The sequence below is a fragment of the Bradyrhizobium sp. WSM4872 genome (assembly GCF_055811715.1).
Window position 1 is genome coordinate 254,414 of sequence record NZ_JBVVPT010000002.1, and the last position, 15,338, is coordinate 269,751.

The following is a 15,338-nucleotide window of genomic DNA, read 5'->3' on the forward strand; positions in this document are numbered from 1 at the left end:
CGGGCTAGGTAACCTCCAGGGTGTGATTGATGTCGAATTCCGCTGCCTCGGCCTACGCGCGTGTTGCAACGACCACCGCATCTCCTCGCGACATCGAAGCGCAGACCCTGCTCAAGGCCGCGAACAAGCTTCAGGATGCGATCAACAGCGCGGAGCCGTTCAGCGAGCAGACCACGCAGGCCCTGATGTTCAATCGCAAGCTCTGGACGATTTTCCTGAGCGAGGCCATGCGCGAGAACAATCCGCAGCCGATCGACGTCCGGCAGAAGATCGCCAATATCAGCGTGTTCGTGCTGAGTCAGACCGCCGCGCTGCAGATGAGCCCGCAGCTCGATCACTTCCGTCCGCTGATCGAGATCAACCGCAATATCGCCGCTGGTCTGTCCGGCCGTCCGTGATCGAGCACGGCTCGTTTCGCCTCGGCAATACCAAATTCAAGTTGACGGATAGCGGCAAGGTGCAGATCAAGAACGTCGTCACCGATCTCGCGACCGGTTCGGGCGATCTCGATGTTGCCGTTGCGAAGCTCGACGCCTGATAGTCAGGCGCTGCGGTCGGTGGTTGCCGGACGTGAGGGCTCGGACTTCAAATCCTGCGCATGGAAATAGGCCCGCCGGCGCAGCATTGCTTCGTCGGGGAACTGGTTGACCACCGCGTCGGTCCTGTCGTTGACGACCTGGAAAACGAACGATGCCGCCGCCTGGTCGAACACGACCTGGCGTGAGACGTTCTCGCTGCTTCGCAAATCATTGCGTGCAGGCGCGCTGGCATCGCCGGCGGCCACTGTCTGGCTCATGGGCAGATCGGTTTGCACGGCCTCGTTCGCCGCCGCATTCGACGTCGTTACGATCTGCACGGCGGCCGGTATCCCCACCGGCCTGATGCTGAAATCTGTACTCATGGCAGCCTCCTGGTTGCCTCACGTGAGTCAAATCCCAACCCCTCTCAATACGCAACCATGGAACACCGGGATTGAACATCCGGTAAGGAAACGTGCCTAACCACGCGACGATGTTGCCGCGCGGTTTTTCGTAAAATTGTCGCTTGTTGTTGCGCGCGCTCAGAGCGAGCGGCTGACCGCGAGCGGCGTGATGTGGCGCGGGCCCGGCGCGGCGCGTCGTCCCGCGGCCGTGTAGGTGTTCGGCACGTTGCGCTTCTGGATCTCGGCGTTGACGCCGCGCACGACGCTCTCTGAGACGGCGTGAGCGGTTGCGAGGACGGTGAGGTTGACCTGCAGCATCGCGCGGAATGCATCGTGGTGCCGATGCAACGTCGAGAGCAGCTCGGGCGCGGATTTGGCGAGCTGGGCCTGGTTCGCCTTCAACTGGGTGACGGCGCCGACATAGTTTCGCGACAGCTCCTGCTTCTTGCTCTCGAGGGTCATCGCCTCGCGGACCTGGCCGGCGCGTACGAGCTCGGTCTCGCGCTCGATCAGGCCGAGCAGGGCACTCATCGCGTCCATCAACTGCTCGGCGATCTTGCGCGCCTCGGCGCTGCCGGGTGCGGTGTTCGGGCGCTGCGCTTGCACCGGCTGACGCGAGGCGTTGAAGTGGTTCATCTCGTTTGACCTTATGCCGTGCGGATCGTTTTTGCCTGCTGCATGATCAGGGTGCGATAGACGTCGGTGGCGATGCCGACGCCGCCGGCGTTGGCGAAGTTCTTGGAATATTGCTCGGTCAGCATCGAGCGCCACACGCCGGTGCCAGGCGTGTCGCCGAACGGGCCTTCGCCCTTCAGGCCCGAGGTCATCTGCGAGAACATGCTGTTGAGGAACATCGCCTCGAAGTCGGTGGCGATCTTCTGCGCCTTGGCCTGCTGCTTCGGCGAGACCTTTTGCAGTGCCGCCGCGAGATCGAAGTCCGGCCGGCCGTTGCGGCTCTCCACCGAGAAGGCGGAGCTGGCGACGCGGGCGGTGTTGACCATGCCGGTCTGCATCACATCACCTCGATGTCGGCTTCGATCGCACCGGCGGCCTTGATCGCCTGCAGGATGCTGATGAGATCGCGCGGGCCGATGCCGAGACCGTTGAGGCCGTCGACGAGCTGCTGAAGCGAGACGCCGTCCTTGACCACGGCGAACTTCTTGCCGTCCTCGGTGACGCTGACGCCGGTGCGCGGCGTGACCACGGTGCGTCCCCGCGACAGCGGGTTGGGCTGGCTGACCTGCGGGCTCTCGGAGATCGTGACGGTGAGGTTGCCTTGCGCCACCGCGACGGTGGCGACGCGGACGTCGCGACCCATCACGATGATGCCGCTGCGTTCGTCGATGATGATCTTGGCGGCGAGATCCGGATCGACCTGGAGCTGCTCGATCTCGGTGAGAAAGGCGACGACGTTACCCTTGAACTCCGGCGGGATCGCAAGCTGCACGGTCGACGGGTCGATCGGCTCGGCGGTCTTGACGCCGAGATAGTCGTTGATCGCGGCGGCGATCCGCTTGGCCGTGGTGAAGTCGGCATTGCGCAGCGCAAGGCGGACGTTCGGCAGGCGATTGAGGGCGAACTCGATCTCGCGCTCGATGATGGCGCCGTTGACGATGCGGCCGACTGTCGGAACGCCGCGGACGATCTTCGCCGCTTCGCCCTCGGCCTGGAAACCCGAGATCGCGAGCGAGCCCTGTCCGACCGCATAGACGTTGCCGTCGGCGCCGAGCAGGGGCGTGACCAGCAGGGTGCCGCCGCGCAGATCCTTGGCGTCGCCGAGCGCGGAGACGGTGACGTCCATGCGCGTGCCCTGGGTGGCGAAGGCCGGCAGATTGCCTGTCACCATCACGGCGGCGACGTTGCCGGTGCGGATGGTGGCGCCGCGGATGTTGACGCCCATGCGCTCGAGCATCGCTTGCAGCGACTGCTTGGTGAAGGGGATGTTGTTGAGGGTGTCGCCGGTGCCGTTGAGGCCGACGACGAGGCCGTAGCCGATGAGCTGGTTCTGCCGCACGCCTTCGATGTTGGCGAGATCCTTGATGCGCGATGTCGCGCTTGCAGAATTGACCGAGAGCACCAGCGCTGACAGCGCGGCGCAGGCCACCCCCACAAGTCTCACCCAACGAACGCTTGGCATCCTCTGCTCCCCGAGGCTCCTCAAATCAAAGGACCATCACGACACTCCCATGACGAGCTGGTCCGACGCTGTCCTTGCGAGCGCTGTGCCAACTCGGGGCAGTGGGGGTAGGTAGCTGAATAGGTTGAGTAAATCTGTTTCGAGCGACCTCAGCCTGTGTTGTCCCTGAGGAGCGAAACTGCCGCCTGTCGGCAGATTTTGCCGGGCTGTTTACGGGCCGTTAACCATAAAACGGCGAATGTGGCGCATCGATCACCCGGATTGCTTCCGATGCGCATCTACGGACCGAACGGCACCACGCTTGGAACGCCGGCCAGCCAGGCCAGGCGGACGAGCTCCGGCACCTTCGTGTTGCCCGACACCTCGTCGGCGCCGGAGACGCGAGGCGCCGCCGCACCGAAGGCCGCCGCCAACATCGACGGGCTGCTCGCGCTGCAAGGCATCGAGGAGGATCCGGTCGAACGTCGCAAGCGCTCGGTCGTGCGCGGAAAGACCGCGCTCGACGTACTCGACGATCTCAAGATGGGGCTTCTCTCCGGCAAGCTCGACGCCTCGACCGTGATGCGGCTGCGTGACGCTGCGGCGAACCTGAAATCGTCCTCCGGCGATCCAGGCCTGGATTCGGTGCTGTCCGAGATCGAGCTGCGCGTCGAGGTCGAGCTCGCCAAGGCCGGGCAGGCCTAGCGTCTTACGCCGCTTCATCCTTCAACTGCGAATCGTAGCGGCGCTGGGCGGCGAGCACGTCTTTCAGATTCTGCTCGGCCCAATCGCGCAGGGGATCGACGGCGGCGGCGAGCGTTACGCCGAGTTGCGTGATCGAGTATTCCACGGTCACAGGCACGGTTGCGATCGCGTGACGCTTGAGCAATCCGTCGCGCTCGAGTGACTTGAGAACCTGGCTCAGCATCTTCTGCGAAATGCCTTCGATCGTCCGGCGCAACTGATTGAAGCGCATCGGCTCCTCGCGCAGCAGCAGCAGGATCAGCACCGCCCATTTGTCACCGACTCGGTCGAGGATCTGCCGCGTGGGGCAGTTCGCTGCATAGACGTCTGGCTTCATCGTCGGGTCCTCACGATCCATACCGCTCATCTGCCGGCCGCCGCCGGTTACTCCTGCGTAATTAGGTAAGCACAAAGTGCTCTCTTAACACCAGCACTCTTTGCGATATCTAGTTACCCATAGTTACCACAGAAGCAAAGGAGCCTTCCATGAAAATCGCAGTTGCCGGCGCCTCGGGTCGGGCCGGGTCGGAGATCACCAAGGAACTGTCCCGCCGCGGCCACGCGGTCACGGCCATCGCCCGCAACCCCGAGAAGATCGCGGCCCTGCCGAATGTCACCCCCACCAAGGGGGACGTGCTCGACCAGCCAGGCCTTGCCAAGCTGTGGGCCGGGCACGACGTCGCCGTGAGTTCCGTGCACTTCCTGGCCAGCGACGCGCTCAAGCTGATCGGCGCGGCCAAGGACTCGAAGGTCGGTCGCTACCTCGTCGTCGGTGGAGCCGGCAGCCTGGAGGTGGCTCCGGGCGTCAAACTGGTGACAACTCCCGGTTTTCCGGCTCAGTACAAGGCCGAGGCGGAGGCGGGCTCGGCCTTTCTCGAGCTGCTGCGGCAGGAGAAGGAGCTGAACTGGACCTTCATTTCGCCGTCCGCCCTGTTCATCGAGGGGGAGCGCACCGGCAAGTTCCGGCTTGGCACCGATCAGCTTCTCGCAGATGCGAACGGGAAGAGCTGGATCAGCTTCGCGGATTACGCCATCGCGCTCGCCGACGAGATCGAGCGGCCGGCCCATGAGAGGCGGCGTTTCACGGTCGGCTACTAGGCCTTCGGCCGCCCCCGGGCCCTCCAGGATAAACCTTCCTGTGCAAGGGCTTGGGGGCGCCGGTCGGGCGATCAGGGAAACATTGTCTGTCACAGGAGGCCGCTATATAACGCCCCGCTCAGCGGACCCCGTTCCGCGTACGAGTCGTTGCTTAGACAGATAGGCCGCCCTTGGAAAAGTTGAAAAACTACCGACCGACCGAAAAAGAGCCTTTCATGAACGACAGGCAGAAGGAGTACTTCCGCTTGAAGCTCCTCGCCTGGAAGGATGAGATCCTCAAAGAGTCCAAGCTCACCCTGCAAGCCCTGCAGGAGGAGAACGTGAACCACCCCGATCTCGCCGATCGGGCATCGTCCGAAACCGACCGCGCCATCGAACTCCGTGCCCGCGACCGCCAGCGCAAGTTGATCGCCAAGATCGACGCCGCGCTCCAGCGTATCGAGGACAACACCTACGGCTATTGCGAGGACACCGGCGAGCCGATCTCGTTGAAGCGGCTCGAGGCCCGTCCCATCGCGACGCTCTCGGTGGAGGCGCAGGAGCGCCATGAGAAACGCGAGAAGGTCTATCGCGACGAATAGAGTCCGAGCCGCAGCGATGCGGCTCTTTGTTTTTTGAACGCAAGGCGCGCCTTTTCGCGCCGTGATTGGCGTTTTGCCTGTCGCTTGCAACCGGGCGTTCGGCGCGCGAGCGCAATCTCGAAAAGTGAATCGCGATCAATGGGCTAGGCTCAACTCCTCCGAGCTCACGTGAGTTCGGATGAGAAACAGCCTTCACTTCAGGTGCGGGAGGTTTTGCGAGTCGCATCAAGGACATCGACTCGAATGCTGAGGCACTGATCCAGCAGCTTCACGCCTCGCTGCAATCAGGCCTGATGCGACGCTGCAAGGCGCGCATCCCCATAAAGCCTGGACCAGCTCAATATTTCCTTAAACGCCGGCAGCAGGCCGTAAGCCGCATCCGTCAGCCCGTACTCGACCCGCAGCGGCTTCTCCGAGAAGGCGGTGCGCGACACCAGCCCGTCCTGCTCGAGCTCGCGCAGCTGCACGGTCAGCATGTGCTGGGTGATACCGCCGATCGATCGTCGCAAAGCGCCGAAACGAACCGCGCCGTTCATCAGCGCGAACAGGATCTCCAGCTTCCATTTTCCGCCGAGGGCATGGATGGTCCGCTTGAAGTCGGCGAGCAGGGTGGGGTCGGGGCTGCAATCGCAGTCGCCCTCGCAAATGCTGGTCAGGTTTTCCATACCGGTCTCGAAATCCATTCTACTTGTTCGGCAGCAGATAGTGACCAGATGCGGCGCTGGGCAGGGCCTGCGCGGAACCAATTCGCCGGTCCCGAGCAAAGGGAAATTTGACAATGAGCACCGTTCTGGTCACCGGCGGATCCGGCTTCGTCGGCATTCATGTCGTCCTGCAACTTCTGGCCGACGGCCACGAGGTTCGGACGACGGTGCGCCGGCCGGACCGGAAAGCCGAGGTGCGGGCGATGCTGCGCGAGGGCGGCGCGGCCTCGCCCGACAGCCTGTCCCTCTTCACCGCGGACCTCACGGCAGACCAAGGCTGGCGCGAGGCAGTTGCGGGCTGCGACTACGTGCTGCATGTCGCTTCGCCTTTGTCGACCAGCGTGCCCGCGGACGAGAACGAGATGATCATCCCGGCCCGGGACGGCACGCTGCGGGTGCTGCGTGCCGCACGGGAGGCCGGCGTCAGGCGCGTCGTCATCACCTCGTCGCTGGGCGCGATCGGTTACGGCCATCCGCCGCGCGACAAGCCGTTCGACGAGTCCGACTGGACTAATCTCGACGGCGCCGATGTGCAGCCCTACGTCAAGTCCAAGACATTGGCCGAGCGGGCGGCCTGGGACTTTGTCGCGTGGGAGGGCAGCGGGCTCGAATTGTCCGTCGTCAACCCCGCCGGCATTTTTGGCCCCGTACTGGGGCCGGATTTCTCCGGCTCGATCGAAATTGTCAAATCGCTGCTCGACGGCGCCATGCCGGCGGTGCCGCGGGTCTATTTCGGCGTGGTGGACGTGCGCGACGTCGCCGAGCTGCACCTGCGGGCGATGACGGCGCCCGAGGCCAACGGCGAGCGCTTCATCGCGGTCTCCGGCGCGACGATGTCGATCCTCGACATCGCCAAGTTGCTGCGGGAGGAACTCGGACCGGCCGCGCGCCGGGTTCCTCGGCTCCAGGCTCCGGACTGGCTGGTGCGGCTCGCCGCGAACCGGATTCCGCTGTTGCGCGCCGTGGTGCCGATGCTCGGAAGGGTCAGGCATTCCACCAGCGTCAAGGCGAGGTCGCTGCTCGGCTGGCAGGCCCGTTCCAACGATGAAGCGATCCTCGCGACGGCCGAGAGCCTGATTCGGCTCGGCTTGGTCAAGGACTGAGGGCACCCTTGGCCGTTCTTCGGCCCGCGCTTGTCACGCCCCGGCCGGGATGCTGAAGTGCCGCCTCTGATTGCGTAGCGTGGGAGCCGGCGCCGATGGACAGAATTCTCGCAGCCGCAAAGGCGATCGCGCTGGCGCGCCGCAACCATGCGCCGCTCGCGGCGCTCGAAGTTCCTCCCGCCGATGAAGCCGAGGGCTATCAGGTCCAGCGCGCGCTGCACGATCTGCTGCTGCCGCATGCGGGCCCGCTTGTCGGCTACAAGATCGGCTGCACCAGCCAGGTGATGCAGGATTACATCGGCATTCCACACCCATGCGGCGGCGGCGTGTTCCAGAAGGGCGTGCACGACAGCGGCGTCCGGCTCGCGGCTGCCGACTATGTCCGCGTCGGCGTCGAGTGCGAGATCGCGGTGCGGCTGAAGCGCAATCTCGCAGCCGGCGAGGCGCCGTTCACGGCCGAATGGGTTGGCGAAGCCGTCGAGGCCTATCATCCCGCGATCGAGATCGTCGACGACCGCTATGTGAAGTGGGAAACGATGGGGGCGCCGACGTTGATCGCCGACGATTTCTTCGCCGCCGGCTGCGTGCTGGGCGAGGTGGTGCCGCGCTCGTCGGTGCCGGACCTGAAGGTTGTCAAAGGCCGCGCCATCGTCAATGGCGAAGAGGTCAGCCACGGCACCGGCGCCGACGTGCTCGGCCATCCCCACAACGCACTCGCCTGGCTCGCCAACCATCTCGCCGCCGAGGGCAAGGGTCTTCACGCGGGACAGCTCGTTCTCACCGGCAGCCTGGTGAAGACGCTGTGGCTGAAAGCCGGCGACAAGGTGCGGATGGAGCTGGACGGGCTGGGGACGGTGGAGGCGGAGTTTACGTAGGCGCCGCGGTACTCCCCGCAGTCATTCCCCGCGAGGGCGGGGAATCGAGGATGCCGCGGCTTCTCGGCTCATCACTGACGTCTCGAAATACTGGATCGCCCGCCTTCGCGGGCGATGACAATTGAGAGGGCGGATAGGGGGAGCGGCGTCGCTACAATCGCGCGTGCCTGAGCGCTGTATGCAGCCATCGCCAAAATACATGCGGCCCTCGCCAGGGGAGCTAGCGAGGGCCGCGTCGTACATCGTCGTTCGCGCCTAGGTTCGCGAACACGATGTGGGAGCTCGGGAGAGGCTTAGAAGGGCAGCAGCACGTCCATGACTTGCTGGCCGTAGCGCGGTTGCTGCACGTCCATGATCTGGCCGCGGCCGCCATATGCGATGCGGGCCTGCGCGATCTTGGTGGAATCGATGGTGTTGTCGCTCTGGATGTCCTCGGGACGGACGATGCCGGCGACGATGAGCTCGCGGATTTCGTAGTTGACGCGGATCTCCTGCTTGCCTTCAACCACGAGGTTGCCGTTGGGCAGGACCTGGGTGACGACGGCCGCGACGTTGGTCTGCAACGCTTCCTTGCGGTCCACGCTTCCCTTGCCCTCGCTGGACGCGGTCGAGTCGGCGGTGAGGATGCGGCCGGGCAACACCTTCTGCGCTTGGGCGCCCAATGTCTTGGCGCCGATGAAGTCGGTGATTCCGGAATCTTCCTTGTTGGTGCGGCTGCGTTGGGTGTCGTTTTCGATATTGGCCTTGTCGGTGATGTTCACGGCCACCGTCAGAAGATCGCCGACCTGATGGGCGCGCTGGTCCTTGAAGAAGGCGCGGCTGCCGTTGCGCCACAGCGAGTTCGGATTGTAGGAGGCGACTTCCGGCTTCGGCATCGGCATCTGCACCGGCTTGTAACCGGGCTGCGTCGTCGGATTGTCGATCGCCGACAATTTCGGCTGCTCGCCGATCTGCGACAGACGGTCGATCGAGGAGCAGCCGCTCGCCAGCGCGCAAGTCGCCAGCAGCAGGGCAGAGATCGCGATGCGACGGGGACGAAAAGCCGAACTGAACCTGGACATGACTTACTCTGACTTGGCTGGAGCTTGCGAGACGCGAACTTGCGGGATCTGGGCTTGCGCAATCTGGGCCGGGGATGCCGGGGCCTGGACCAGGTTCCGGACGAGGGCTGCGGTATCAACCGGGGCGGGCGTTTCGTCACGCTTGAGCGACGAGGTCTGTTCGACCGCGGCCGGCATCGGCGCGGCTTGACTGGCGCCCTGGACCGTCACCTGGCCGCGGCCGGTGACGACGCCGCTCAGCGTGCGCTTGGTCTGCAGGTTGAGCACGCTGATGGTGTCGCCCTCGGCGCCGCTCTCGATCGCCTTGCCGCGCGTGGTGAGGTAGATTCCGGGGACCTGATAAATGACGGTGACGCTCTGGTCGCGCTGCACGAAGTCGGGCTTGACGATGTCAGCGACGCGGATCGGCGTCCCCGCCCGCATCGGCCGGCGGAGCTGCATGCCGAGCGTGCGATCGCGCGAGGCGGCCTCACCGGTGACCTCGGCCTTCGGCCGTCGCTCCATCGCGACGTCGGACGCCTTCAGGAGATCGACGCGATCGATATCGCGCGTCAGAACCGCCACCTCCACCGTCTCGATCGCGTTGCCGGTGAAACGCAGCTTGGTCGGCGCCGGATCGTTGTCCTTGTTGATCTCGAAGGCGATGTCGAAACGGCCGCTGCGGGCGTCGTAGCGGGTTGCGACCGGCTGCAGCGCGCCGGTGTTGGAGGCATCCAACCGCATGTCTGCGATGCCGCGGTCGAACGTGACGGTGATGTTGGCGGCATCGCCAAGTCCGAAGCGGCGCTCGAGCGCCGAGGCGACCGCGGTTTCGAGGTCCTTGTTCACGAGCGTGCGGGCGAGACGGGTGACCTGGACCTCCTTGATGTCGCCGGTCATCACGCCGATTACCTGCTTTGCGCGCAACACCGCCAGCACTTGCGCGACCGGCAGCGCACCGGTGGTGCCGAGATCGGGCGAGCGGTAGACCGGGATCAGCGCGGCCGAGCCGGCATTGTCGATGAGATCGCCGACCCGCACCACGTCCGAGGTCACGGTGATGCTCGCGCGCAGCGTCGGCGTCGCGATGAAATCGTCGGCGGCCCGTGCGGGCAGCGCCAGCACGAGGAGAGCGGAGATCGTGGCGAGAGTGGTGCGGATCATCGTCATTACCTCAGCGGAACAGCGCCGTGGTCGACTGCATCATCTGGTCGGCGGCGCTGATCACCTTGGCGTTCATTTCGTAGGCGCGCTGGGCGGCGATCAGGTCGCTCATTTCCGAGACGACGTCGACATTGGCCTGCTCGAGGCTGCTCTGGGTGATGTTGCCGAAACCTTCGGAGCTCGCGGTACCGTCCTGCGGCGGGCCGGAGGAGGGCGTCTCCGTGAACTGATTGTTGCCGACCGGCTGGAGGCCGGCCTTGTTGATGAAGCGGGTCAGGCCGATCTGGCCCTGGACGGCCGAGGTCGACGAACCCGGCAGCGTCACCGAGACCTGGCCCTGCACGTTGATGGTGAGGCCCGAGGCGTTGTTCGGGATCGTGATCGTCGGTTGCACCGGGTTGCCCTGCGCGGTGACGATGCGCCCCTGATTGTCCATCTGGAAGGTGCCGTCGCGGGTGTACTGGTAGCTGCCGTCGGGCATCAGGATCTTGAAGAAGCCTTCGCCCGTGATGGCCATGTCGAGGTCGTTGCCGGTCTGCGACAGCGTGCCCTGGGTCATGCTGCGCGGCGTGCCGACGGTCTTTACGCCGCCGCCGATATCGACGCCGACCGGCAGGATGGTGCCCTGGTCGGACGACTGTGCGCCGACGCGGCGGACGTGTTCGTAGATCAGGTCCTGGAACGCCGCGGTCTGCTTCTTGAAGCCGGTGGTGCGCAGGTTCGCGATGTTGTTGGAGATCACCTGAACGTTGAGTTCCTGTGCCGCCATTCCGGTTGCTGCGGTGTGAAGCGCCTGCATGTCAGTTCTCCCTCAATCAGGCCGGAACGTCGGCGAGCTTCTCGATCGCCGATTTGTGCATGTCACTCTGCTGCTGGAGCAGGTTGGCGATGGCGGTGTAGCTGCGCATGACTTCGACCATGCGGCTCATCTCACCGACCGAGTTCACGTTCGACTTCTCGACATAGCCCTGCTGCACAGTCGACTTGGTGTCGGCCTGCGGGACGGCGGAGCCGATGTCGTAAAGGTTGGCGCCGAGCTTGGTCAGCTTGGCCGGATCGTCGAACGAGGCCATGCGGATCTTGCCGCGGATCGAGTCGTTCTTGGCCGTGCCCTCGAGTACCGTGACGGTGCCGTCCGGCGCGACGTTGATGTCGTGGTCGGTCGGCTGGAAGGTGATCGGGCCGCTGGTGCCCAGCACGAGGTTGCCGTCGGAGGTGACGAGCTGGCCGGTGCTGTTGAGCGAGAATTTGCCGTCGCGGGTGTAGCGCTCGGCGCCATTGGCCTGAACCGCGAAATAGGCGTTGCCGCTGATCGCCATGTCGAGCGGATTCTTGGTCGGCTCCATCGGCCCCTGGCCGACGTCGCGGAAGGTGCCGCGGTCCTGCACATAGGAGACCCGGCGGTCGGAGGCGACGAAATTGTCCTCACGCGCGTTGGAGTTGAGGTACTCCTCGAACAGCGAATGATCGGCCTTGAAGCCGTTGGTGTTGGCGTTGGCGACGTTGTTGGCGATGACATCCATCTGCCGTTCCAACGTCATCTGTCGTGACAAGCCGATCAGAAGCGCGTTCTGCATCGGAAATCTCCCCTGAGTGAGATCCGCCAGCTCGCTCTCCCAAGCGCATTGGCCGATCCCGTGAACGAGACCTCATGTTCTCCCAAACCTTGGGTCTCGGTCCTTTCTCAGCGAAACTCGTGCCAAGCTGGAAAAATTTGTAATTTCAACATCTTGTCTATTTTTCGAGGGCGCGGGGAGGCGGCAGAAAGGGTCTGTTAGCCATGTTTGCCCGGCAGATTTTTCCTAGCGAAGGCCCAATCGAAAGGTTCCGTTAACCATTATTACCGTAGCGTTTGCGCATAAGAGGAGCACTGCGCTGGGGCATTTGTATCGCGTCACTGTCTGCCAGGAGCTTCGCTCTTTCGACCCCTTTTGAGAGATGAGCGAGCGCGGCGATCATGGCAGAGAATGAAGCGGAAGGCGGCGCAGCCGCTGAGGGCGCGGAAGCCGCTCCGCCCAAGAACAAGTTCAAGCTGATGATCATGGCGGTGGGCCTGCTCGCCGTTCTTGGCGGCGGTGCCGCCACCTGGTTCTTCTTTTTCCGTCACGGCGACGACGAGCATCACGCCGAGGCGGCGCCCCCGCCAAAGCCGCCGTCTTTCGTCGAGGTTCCCGACATCATGGTCAACCTCGCCGGCGCGCCGGGCGAGCGCGTGCAATATCTGAAGCTCAAGATCGTGCTGGAGCTGAAGGAAGAGAAGCAGGTCGAGGCGATCAAGCCGACGATGCCGCGCATCACAGACATCTTCCAGACCTATGCGCGCGAGCTCCGCTCCTCCGACCTCAACGGTTCCGCCGGCATCTTTCGCCTCAAGGAAGAGCTGACCAAGCGCGTCAACGCGGCGGTCGCACCGGTCCAGGTGAGCGCGGTGCTGTTCAAGGAAGTCGTGATCCAGTGAGCATGACGGGCTAGGGATCATGGCAGGCACCGACCAACCAGACCAGGATGCAATTGCCGCCCAATGGGAGGCCTCGCTCGATTCCGAGGATCCCGCCGAGGCCGCGAAGGCTGCTGCCGAAAACGAACTGTCCGAGACCATGGCCCTGCAATGGGCGGCCATGGTCGAGGATGGCAGCCGCGATCTCGGCGCCGGCAAGAATTCCGGCGAACGGGTGCTGTCGCAGGAGGAGATCGACAACCTCCTCGGCTTCGCGGTCGGCGACGTCACGCTCGACGATCATTCCGGCATTCGCGCCATCATCGATTCGGCGATGGTCTCCTACGAGCGTCTGCCGATGCTCGAAATCGTCTTCGACCGCCTGGTGCGGTTGCTGACGACCTCCTTACGCAATTTCACCTCCGACAACGTCGAAGTCTCGCTCGACCGCATCACTTCGGTGCGCTTCGGCGACTACATGAACTCGATTCCGCTGCCCGCCGTCCTCACCGTCTTCAAGGCCGAAGAGTGGGACAATTTCGGCATGGCCGTGGTCGATTCCAGCCTGATCTACTCGATGATCGACGTGCTGCTCGGCGGCCGCCGCGGCTCGAGCCAGCTGCGCATCGAGGGCCGGCCCTACACCACGATCGAGACGGAGTTGGTCAAGCGGCTGGTCGAAGTCGTCATGACCGATGCCGAACAGGCGTTCCGGCCGCTGTCGCCGGTGACCTTCACCATCGACCGGCTCGAGACCAACCCGCGTTTCGCCGCGATCAGCCGTCCTGCCAACGCCGCGATCCTGGTGCGCCTGCGCATCGACATGGAAGATCGCGGCGGCAACATCGAGCTCTTGCTGCCTTACGCGACCATCGAGCCGATCCGGGGCGTCCTGCTCCAGATGTTCATGGGCGAAAAGTTCGGCCGCGACCAGATATGGGAAGGCCATTTCGCCACCGAGATCGTCCAGGCCGAGATCTCGGTCGACGCCGTGCTCTACGAAGCCGACATTCCGCTCAAGCAGCTGATGCGGTTGAAGGTCGGCGACACGCTGCCGCTGGACATGCGTGCGGATGCCAACGTCACCGTTCGCTGCGGCGACGTCACCATCACCGAAGGGCGCATGGGCCGGGTCGGCGATCGCGTCGCGATACGGGTGACGAAACCCTTGCGCAAGCCAAGTACGACACTTGCGATGTTCGAAAAGGTCGACGAGCAGAACAAGATGATGGAGGCCCCATGAACCACTCCCTAGGAATGGCGATCGAGACGCTGGTGGCTATCCTGCTGATGCTGACCATCGTCTACTGCGTCACGCTCAACAAGCGACTGACGCGGCTGAAGGCGGACGAGCATTCGCTGAAGGCGGTCATCGGCGAACTGATCACCGCAACCGAGATCGCCGAGCGCGCGATCGGCGGGCTGAAGCTCGCCGTGCGCGACGTCAACGAGAACCTCGGCAGCCAGCTCGCGTCGGCGACCCAGATGTCCGAGCAGCTCTACAAGCAGCTCGGCGAAGCCGACAATGTGGTGCGGCGCCTCTCCAAGATCGCGATCGCCGCGCGCCCCGTGACGAACCCGGAAATGGTCGCCGCGCCCGCAGCCAAGCCCTCGTCGGCGAAGGCGGTCGCGGCTGCGGCCGAAGCCTTCTCCGAACGCAGACGATCCAACGGCCTTGCCGCATAAAGTCAGGTATGAAGTCCTTTCGCAACATCCGCGTCATTCCGATCGTGCTGGTTGCCGTCGCAGGCCTCGCCACGCTGAAGGTCGCGGGCCTCGTGCTCAATGGCGGCTATGTCTTCGACTACAAGCCGAACCAGGTCAAAAAATCCTGGGCGCAGGAGAATCTGAACTTCCCGGCCAGCCGCGAAGATCCCGATATCACCGGCTCGACCCATGGCGCGCCGAAGGAGGCGCCGAAGCCGGCTGCACCCGACACCAAGTCCGAAGGCGCCGCGGTCAAGGAGGAGGCCCAGCCGCAGATCTCCGCCTCGGAGCGCGCGATCCTGGAACGCCTGCAGTCGCGCCGCCAGGAGATCGAGGCCCGCCAGCGCGAGATCGACATCCGCGAGAGCCTGTTGAAATCCGCCGAGAAGCGCATTGAAAACAAGGTCGAGGAGATGAAGGCGGTGGAAACCCGTATCTCCGCGACGCAGGCCGAGCAGAAGGCGGCCGAAGCCCAGCGCATGAAGGGCCTCGTGACCATGTATGAGGGCATGAAGCCGAAGGACGCCGCGCGGGTCTTTGACCGGCTCGAGATGGGCGTGCTGATCGAGATCGCCTCGCAGATCGTGCCGCGAAAAATGTCGGACATCATGGGACTGATGTCCCCGGAGGCCGCCGAGCGGCTGACGGTCGAGATGGCCCGTCGGGCCAATGGCGGCGGCGATCAGTCCGCCTCGGCCGGCGAGCTGCCCAAGATCGACGGCAAGCCGACGCAAAAGCCGAATTGAGGGCTCATACTTAAGAAGTCCTTAATTGCCAAAATCTACAGTCTGGGGCAGGGGCCGGCAGCAATGCCGGCGTGGACCGTCGAACCGGAAGTAATGCCGCC

At 64.3% G+C, this 15,338-nt stretch carries 21 protein-coding genes; 11 read left to right on the plus strand and 10 right to left on the minus strand.

What is annotated here, in order from left to right; translation table 11 throughout:
- The first annotated feature begins 29 nt into the window (after window positions 1-29).
- Both flaF and AC0L3C_RS04270 read left to right on the plus strand, forming a co-directional pair.
- Window positions 30-398 carry a flagellar biosynthesis regulator FlaF gene (flaF, locus tag AC0L3C_RS04265; RefSeq protein WP_473259299.1) on the plus strand — a complete coding sequence of 123 codons (369 nt, stop codon included), beginning with the start codon at window positions 30-32 and terminating at the stop codon, window positions 396-398.
- A complete protein-coding gene (locus AC0L3C_RS04270; protein WP_473282048.1) occupies window positions 395-538 on the plus strand; it encodes a hypothetical protein in 144 nt (47 codons plus the stop codon). The genes flaF and AC0L3C_RS04270 overlap by 4 nt, the downstream gene beginning before the upstream one ends.
- Window positions 539-541: 3 nt before the next feature.
- On the opposite strand, the gene AC0L3C_RS04275 is transcribed toward AC0L3C_RS04270, so the two are convergent.
- The 4 genes from AC0L3C_RS04275 to AC0L3C_RS04290 form a co-directional block, all read right to left on the minus strand.
- The gene (locus tag AC0L3C_RS04275) at window positions 542-901 is read right to left on the minus strand and encodes a hypothetical protein (RefSeq protein ID WP_473407268.1); all 360 of its coding nucleotides are present in this window, start codon (window positions 899-901) and stop codon (window positions 542-544) included.
- A gap of 159 nt (window positions 902-1,060) precedes the next feature.
- Complete coding sequence (locus AC0L3C_RS04280; RefSeq protein ID WP_354058115.1) at window positions 1,061-1,558, minus strand: hypothetical protein; 498 nt, start codon at window positions 1,556-1,558, stop codon at window positions 1,061-1,063.
- An 11-nt stretch (window positions 1,559-1,569) separates the two neighbouring features.
- The gene (gene flgJ / locus AC0L3C_RS04285) at window positions 1,570-1,935 is read right to left on the minus strand and encodes a flagellar assembly peptidoglycan hydrolase FlgJ (RefSeq protein ID WP_063995718.1); all 366 of its coding nucleotides are present in this window, start codon (window positions 1,933-1,935) and stop codon (window positions 1,570-1,572) included.
- Window positions 1,935-3,059: a flagellar basal body P-ring protein FlgI gene (locus AC0L3C_RS04290; RefSeq protein ID WP_473407269.1), complete on the minus strand. Its 1,125-nt coding sequence runs from the start codon at window positions 3,057-3,059 to the stop codon at window positions 1,935-1,937. The genes flgJ and AC0L3C_RS04290 overlap by 1 nt, the downstream gene beginning before the upstream one ends.
- Window positions 3,060-3,329: 270 nt before the next feature.
- Here AC0L3C_RS04290 and AC0L3C_RS04295 point away from each other — a divergent pair, with 270 nt between their 5' ends.
- Complete coding sequence (locus AC0L3C_RS04295; protein ID WP_007602121.1) at window positions 3,330-3,743, plus strand: flagellar assembly protein FliX; 414 nt, start codon at window positions 3,330-3,332, stop codon at window positions 3,741-3,743.
- Between the two features lie 4 nt (window positions 3,744-3,747).
- Here AC0L3C_RS04295 and AC0L3C_RS04300 read toward each other — a convergent pair whose 3' ends face one another.
- A complete protein-coding gene (locus AC0L3C_RS04300) occupies window positions 3,748-4,119 on the minus strand; it encodes a winged helix-turn-helix transcriptional regulator (protein ID WP_007602122.1) in 372 nt (123 codons plus the stop codon).
- A gap of 149 nt (window positions 4,120-4,268) precedes the next feature.
- On the opposite strand from AC0L3C_RS04300, the gene AC0L3C_RS04305 reads away from it, so the two are divergent.
- Entirely contained in the window at window positions 4,269-4,880 is a 612-nt protein-coding gene (locus AC0L3C_RS04305; RefSeq protein WP_473259287.1) for an NAD(P)-dependent oxidoreductase, read from the plus strand.
- 215 nt (window positions 4,881-5,095) lie between these two features.
- Window positions 5,096-5,461, plus strand: a complete 366-nt coding sequence (gene dksA / locus AC0L3C_RS04310) for an RNA polymerase-binding protein DksA (protein WP_008554760.1) — start codon at window positions 5,096-5,098, stop codon at window positions 5,459-5,461.
- A 284-nt stretch (window positions 5,462-5,745) separates the two neighbouring features.
- Here dksA and AC0L3C_RS04315 read toward each other — a convergent pair whose 3' ends face one another.
- A complete protein-coding gene (locus AC0L3C_RS04315; RefSeq protein ID WP_473407270.1) occupies window positions 5,746-6,144 on the minus strand; it encodes a winged helix-turn-helix transcriptional regulator in 399 nt (132 codons plus the stop codon).
- Between the two features lie 95 nt (window positions 6,145-6,239).
- On the opposite strand from AC0L3C_RS04315, the gene AC0L3C_RS04320 reads away from it, so the two are divergent.
- Window positions 6,240-7,268, plus strand: coding sequence for an SDR family oxidoreductase (locus tag AC0L3C_RS04320; RefSeq protein ID WP_473407271.1), 1,029 nt, complete (start codon window positions 6,240-6,242; stop codon window positions 7,266-7,268).
- Between the two features lie 95 nt (window positions 7,269-7,363).
- Window positions 7,364-8,143, plus strand: coding sequence for a 2-keto-4-pentenoate hydratase (locus tag AC0L3C_RS04325; protein ID WP_473259281.1), 780 nt, complete (start codon window positions 7,364-7,366; stop codon window positions 8,141-8,143).
- A 293-nt stretch (window positions 8,144-8,436) separates the two neighbouring features.
- On the opposite strand, the gene flgH is transcribed toward AC0L3C_RS04325, so the two are convergent.
- The 4 genes from flgH to flgF are packed head-to-tail and all read right to left on the minus strand — an operon-like array spanning window position 8,437 to window position 11,924.
- The gene (gene flgH / locus AC0L3C_RS04330; RefSeq protein ID WP_027567596.1) at window positions 8,437-9,204 is read right to left on the minus strand and encodes a flagellar basal body L-ring protein FlgH; all 768 of its coding nucleotides are present in this window, start codon (window positions 9,202-9,204) and stop codon (window positions 8,437-8,439) included.
- Window positions 9,205-9,207: 3 nt separating this feature from the next.
- Window positions 9,208-10,347, minus strand: a complete 1,140-nt coding sequence (flgA, locus tag AC0L3C_RS04335; RefSeq protein WP_473407272.1) for a flagellar basal body P-ring formation chaperone FlgA — start codon at window positions 10,345-10,347, stop codon at window positions 9,208-9,210.
- A 10-nt stretch (window positions 10,348-10,357) separates the two neighbouring features.
- Window positions 10,358-11,146, minus strand: a complete 789-nt coding sequence (gene flgG, locus AC0L3C_RS04340) for a flagellar basal-body rod protein FlgG (RefSeq protein ID WP_007602131.1) — start codon at window positions 11,144-11,146, stop codon at window positions 10,358-10,360.
- Window positions 11,147-11,162: 16 nt separating this feature from the next.
- Window positions 11,163-11,924, minus strand: a complete 762-nt coding sequence (gene flgF / locus AC0L3C_RS04345) for a flagellar basal-body rod protein FlgF (protein WP_473282038.1) — start codon at window positions 11,922-11,924, stop codon at window positions 11,163-11,165.
- A 380-nt stretch (window positions 11,925-12,304) separates the two neighbouring features.
- Here flgF and fliL point away from each other — a divergent pair, with 380 nt between their 5' ends.
- From fliL to AC0L3C_RS04365, 4 genes are read left to right on the plus strand one after another with little or no spacing between them, the layout of a single operon-like run.
- Window positions 12,305-12,805 (plus strand): flagellar basal body-associated protein FliL, encoded by a 501-nt coding sequence (gene fliL, locus AC0L3C_RS04350; protein WP_106944396.1) that lies wholly within the window; start codon window positions 12,305-12,307, stop codon window positions 12,803-12,805.
- A 19-nt stretch (window positions 12,806-12,824) separates the two neighbouring features.
- Window positions 12,825-14,027: a flagellar motor switch protein FliM gene (fliM, locus tag AC0L3C_RS04355; protein WP_007602134.1), complete on the plus strand. Its 1,203-nt coding sequence runs from the start codon at window positions 12,825-12,827 to the stop codon at window positions 14,025-14,027.
- On the plus strand, window positions 14,024-14,470 hold the full coding sequence (locus tag AC0L3C_RS04360) for a DUF6468 domain-containing protein (RefSeq protein ID WP_106944397.1): 447 nt from the start codon (window positions 14,024-14,026) through the stop codon (window positions 14,468-14,470). The genes fliM and AC0L3C_RS04360 overlap by 4 nt, the downstream gene beginning before the upstream one ends.
- An 8-nt stretch (window positions 14,471-14,478) precedes the next feature.
- Window positions 14,479-15,237 (plus strand): MotE family protein, encoded by a 759-nt coding sequence (locus AC0L3C_RS04365; RefSeq protein WP_473407273.1) that lies wholly within the window; start codon window positions 14,479-14,481, stop codon window positions 15,235-15,237.
- Window positions 15,238-15,338: the final 101 nt, after the last annotated feature.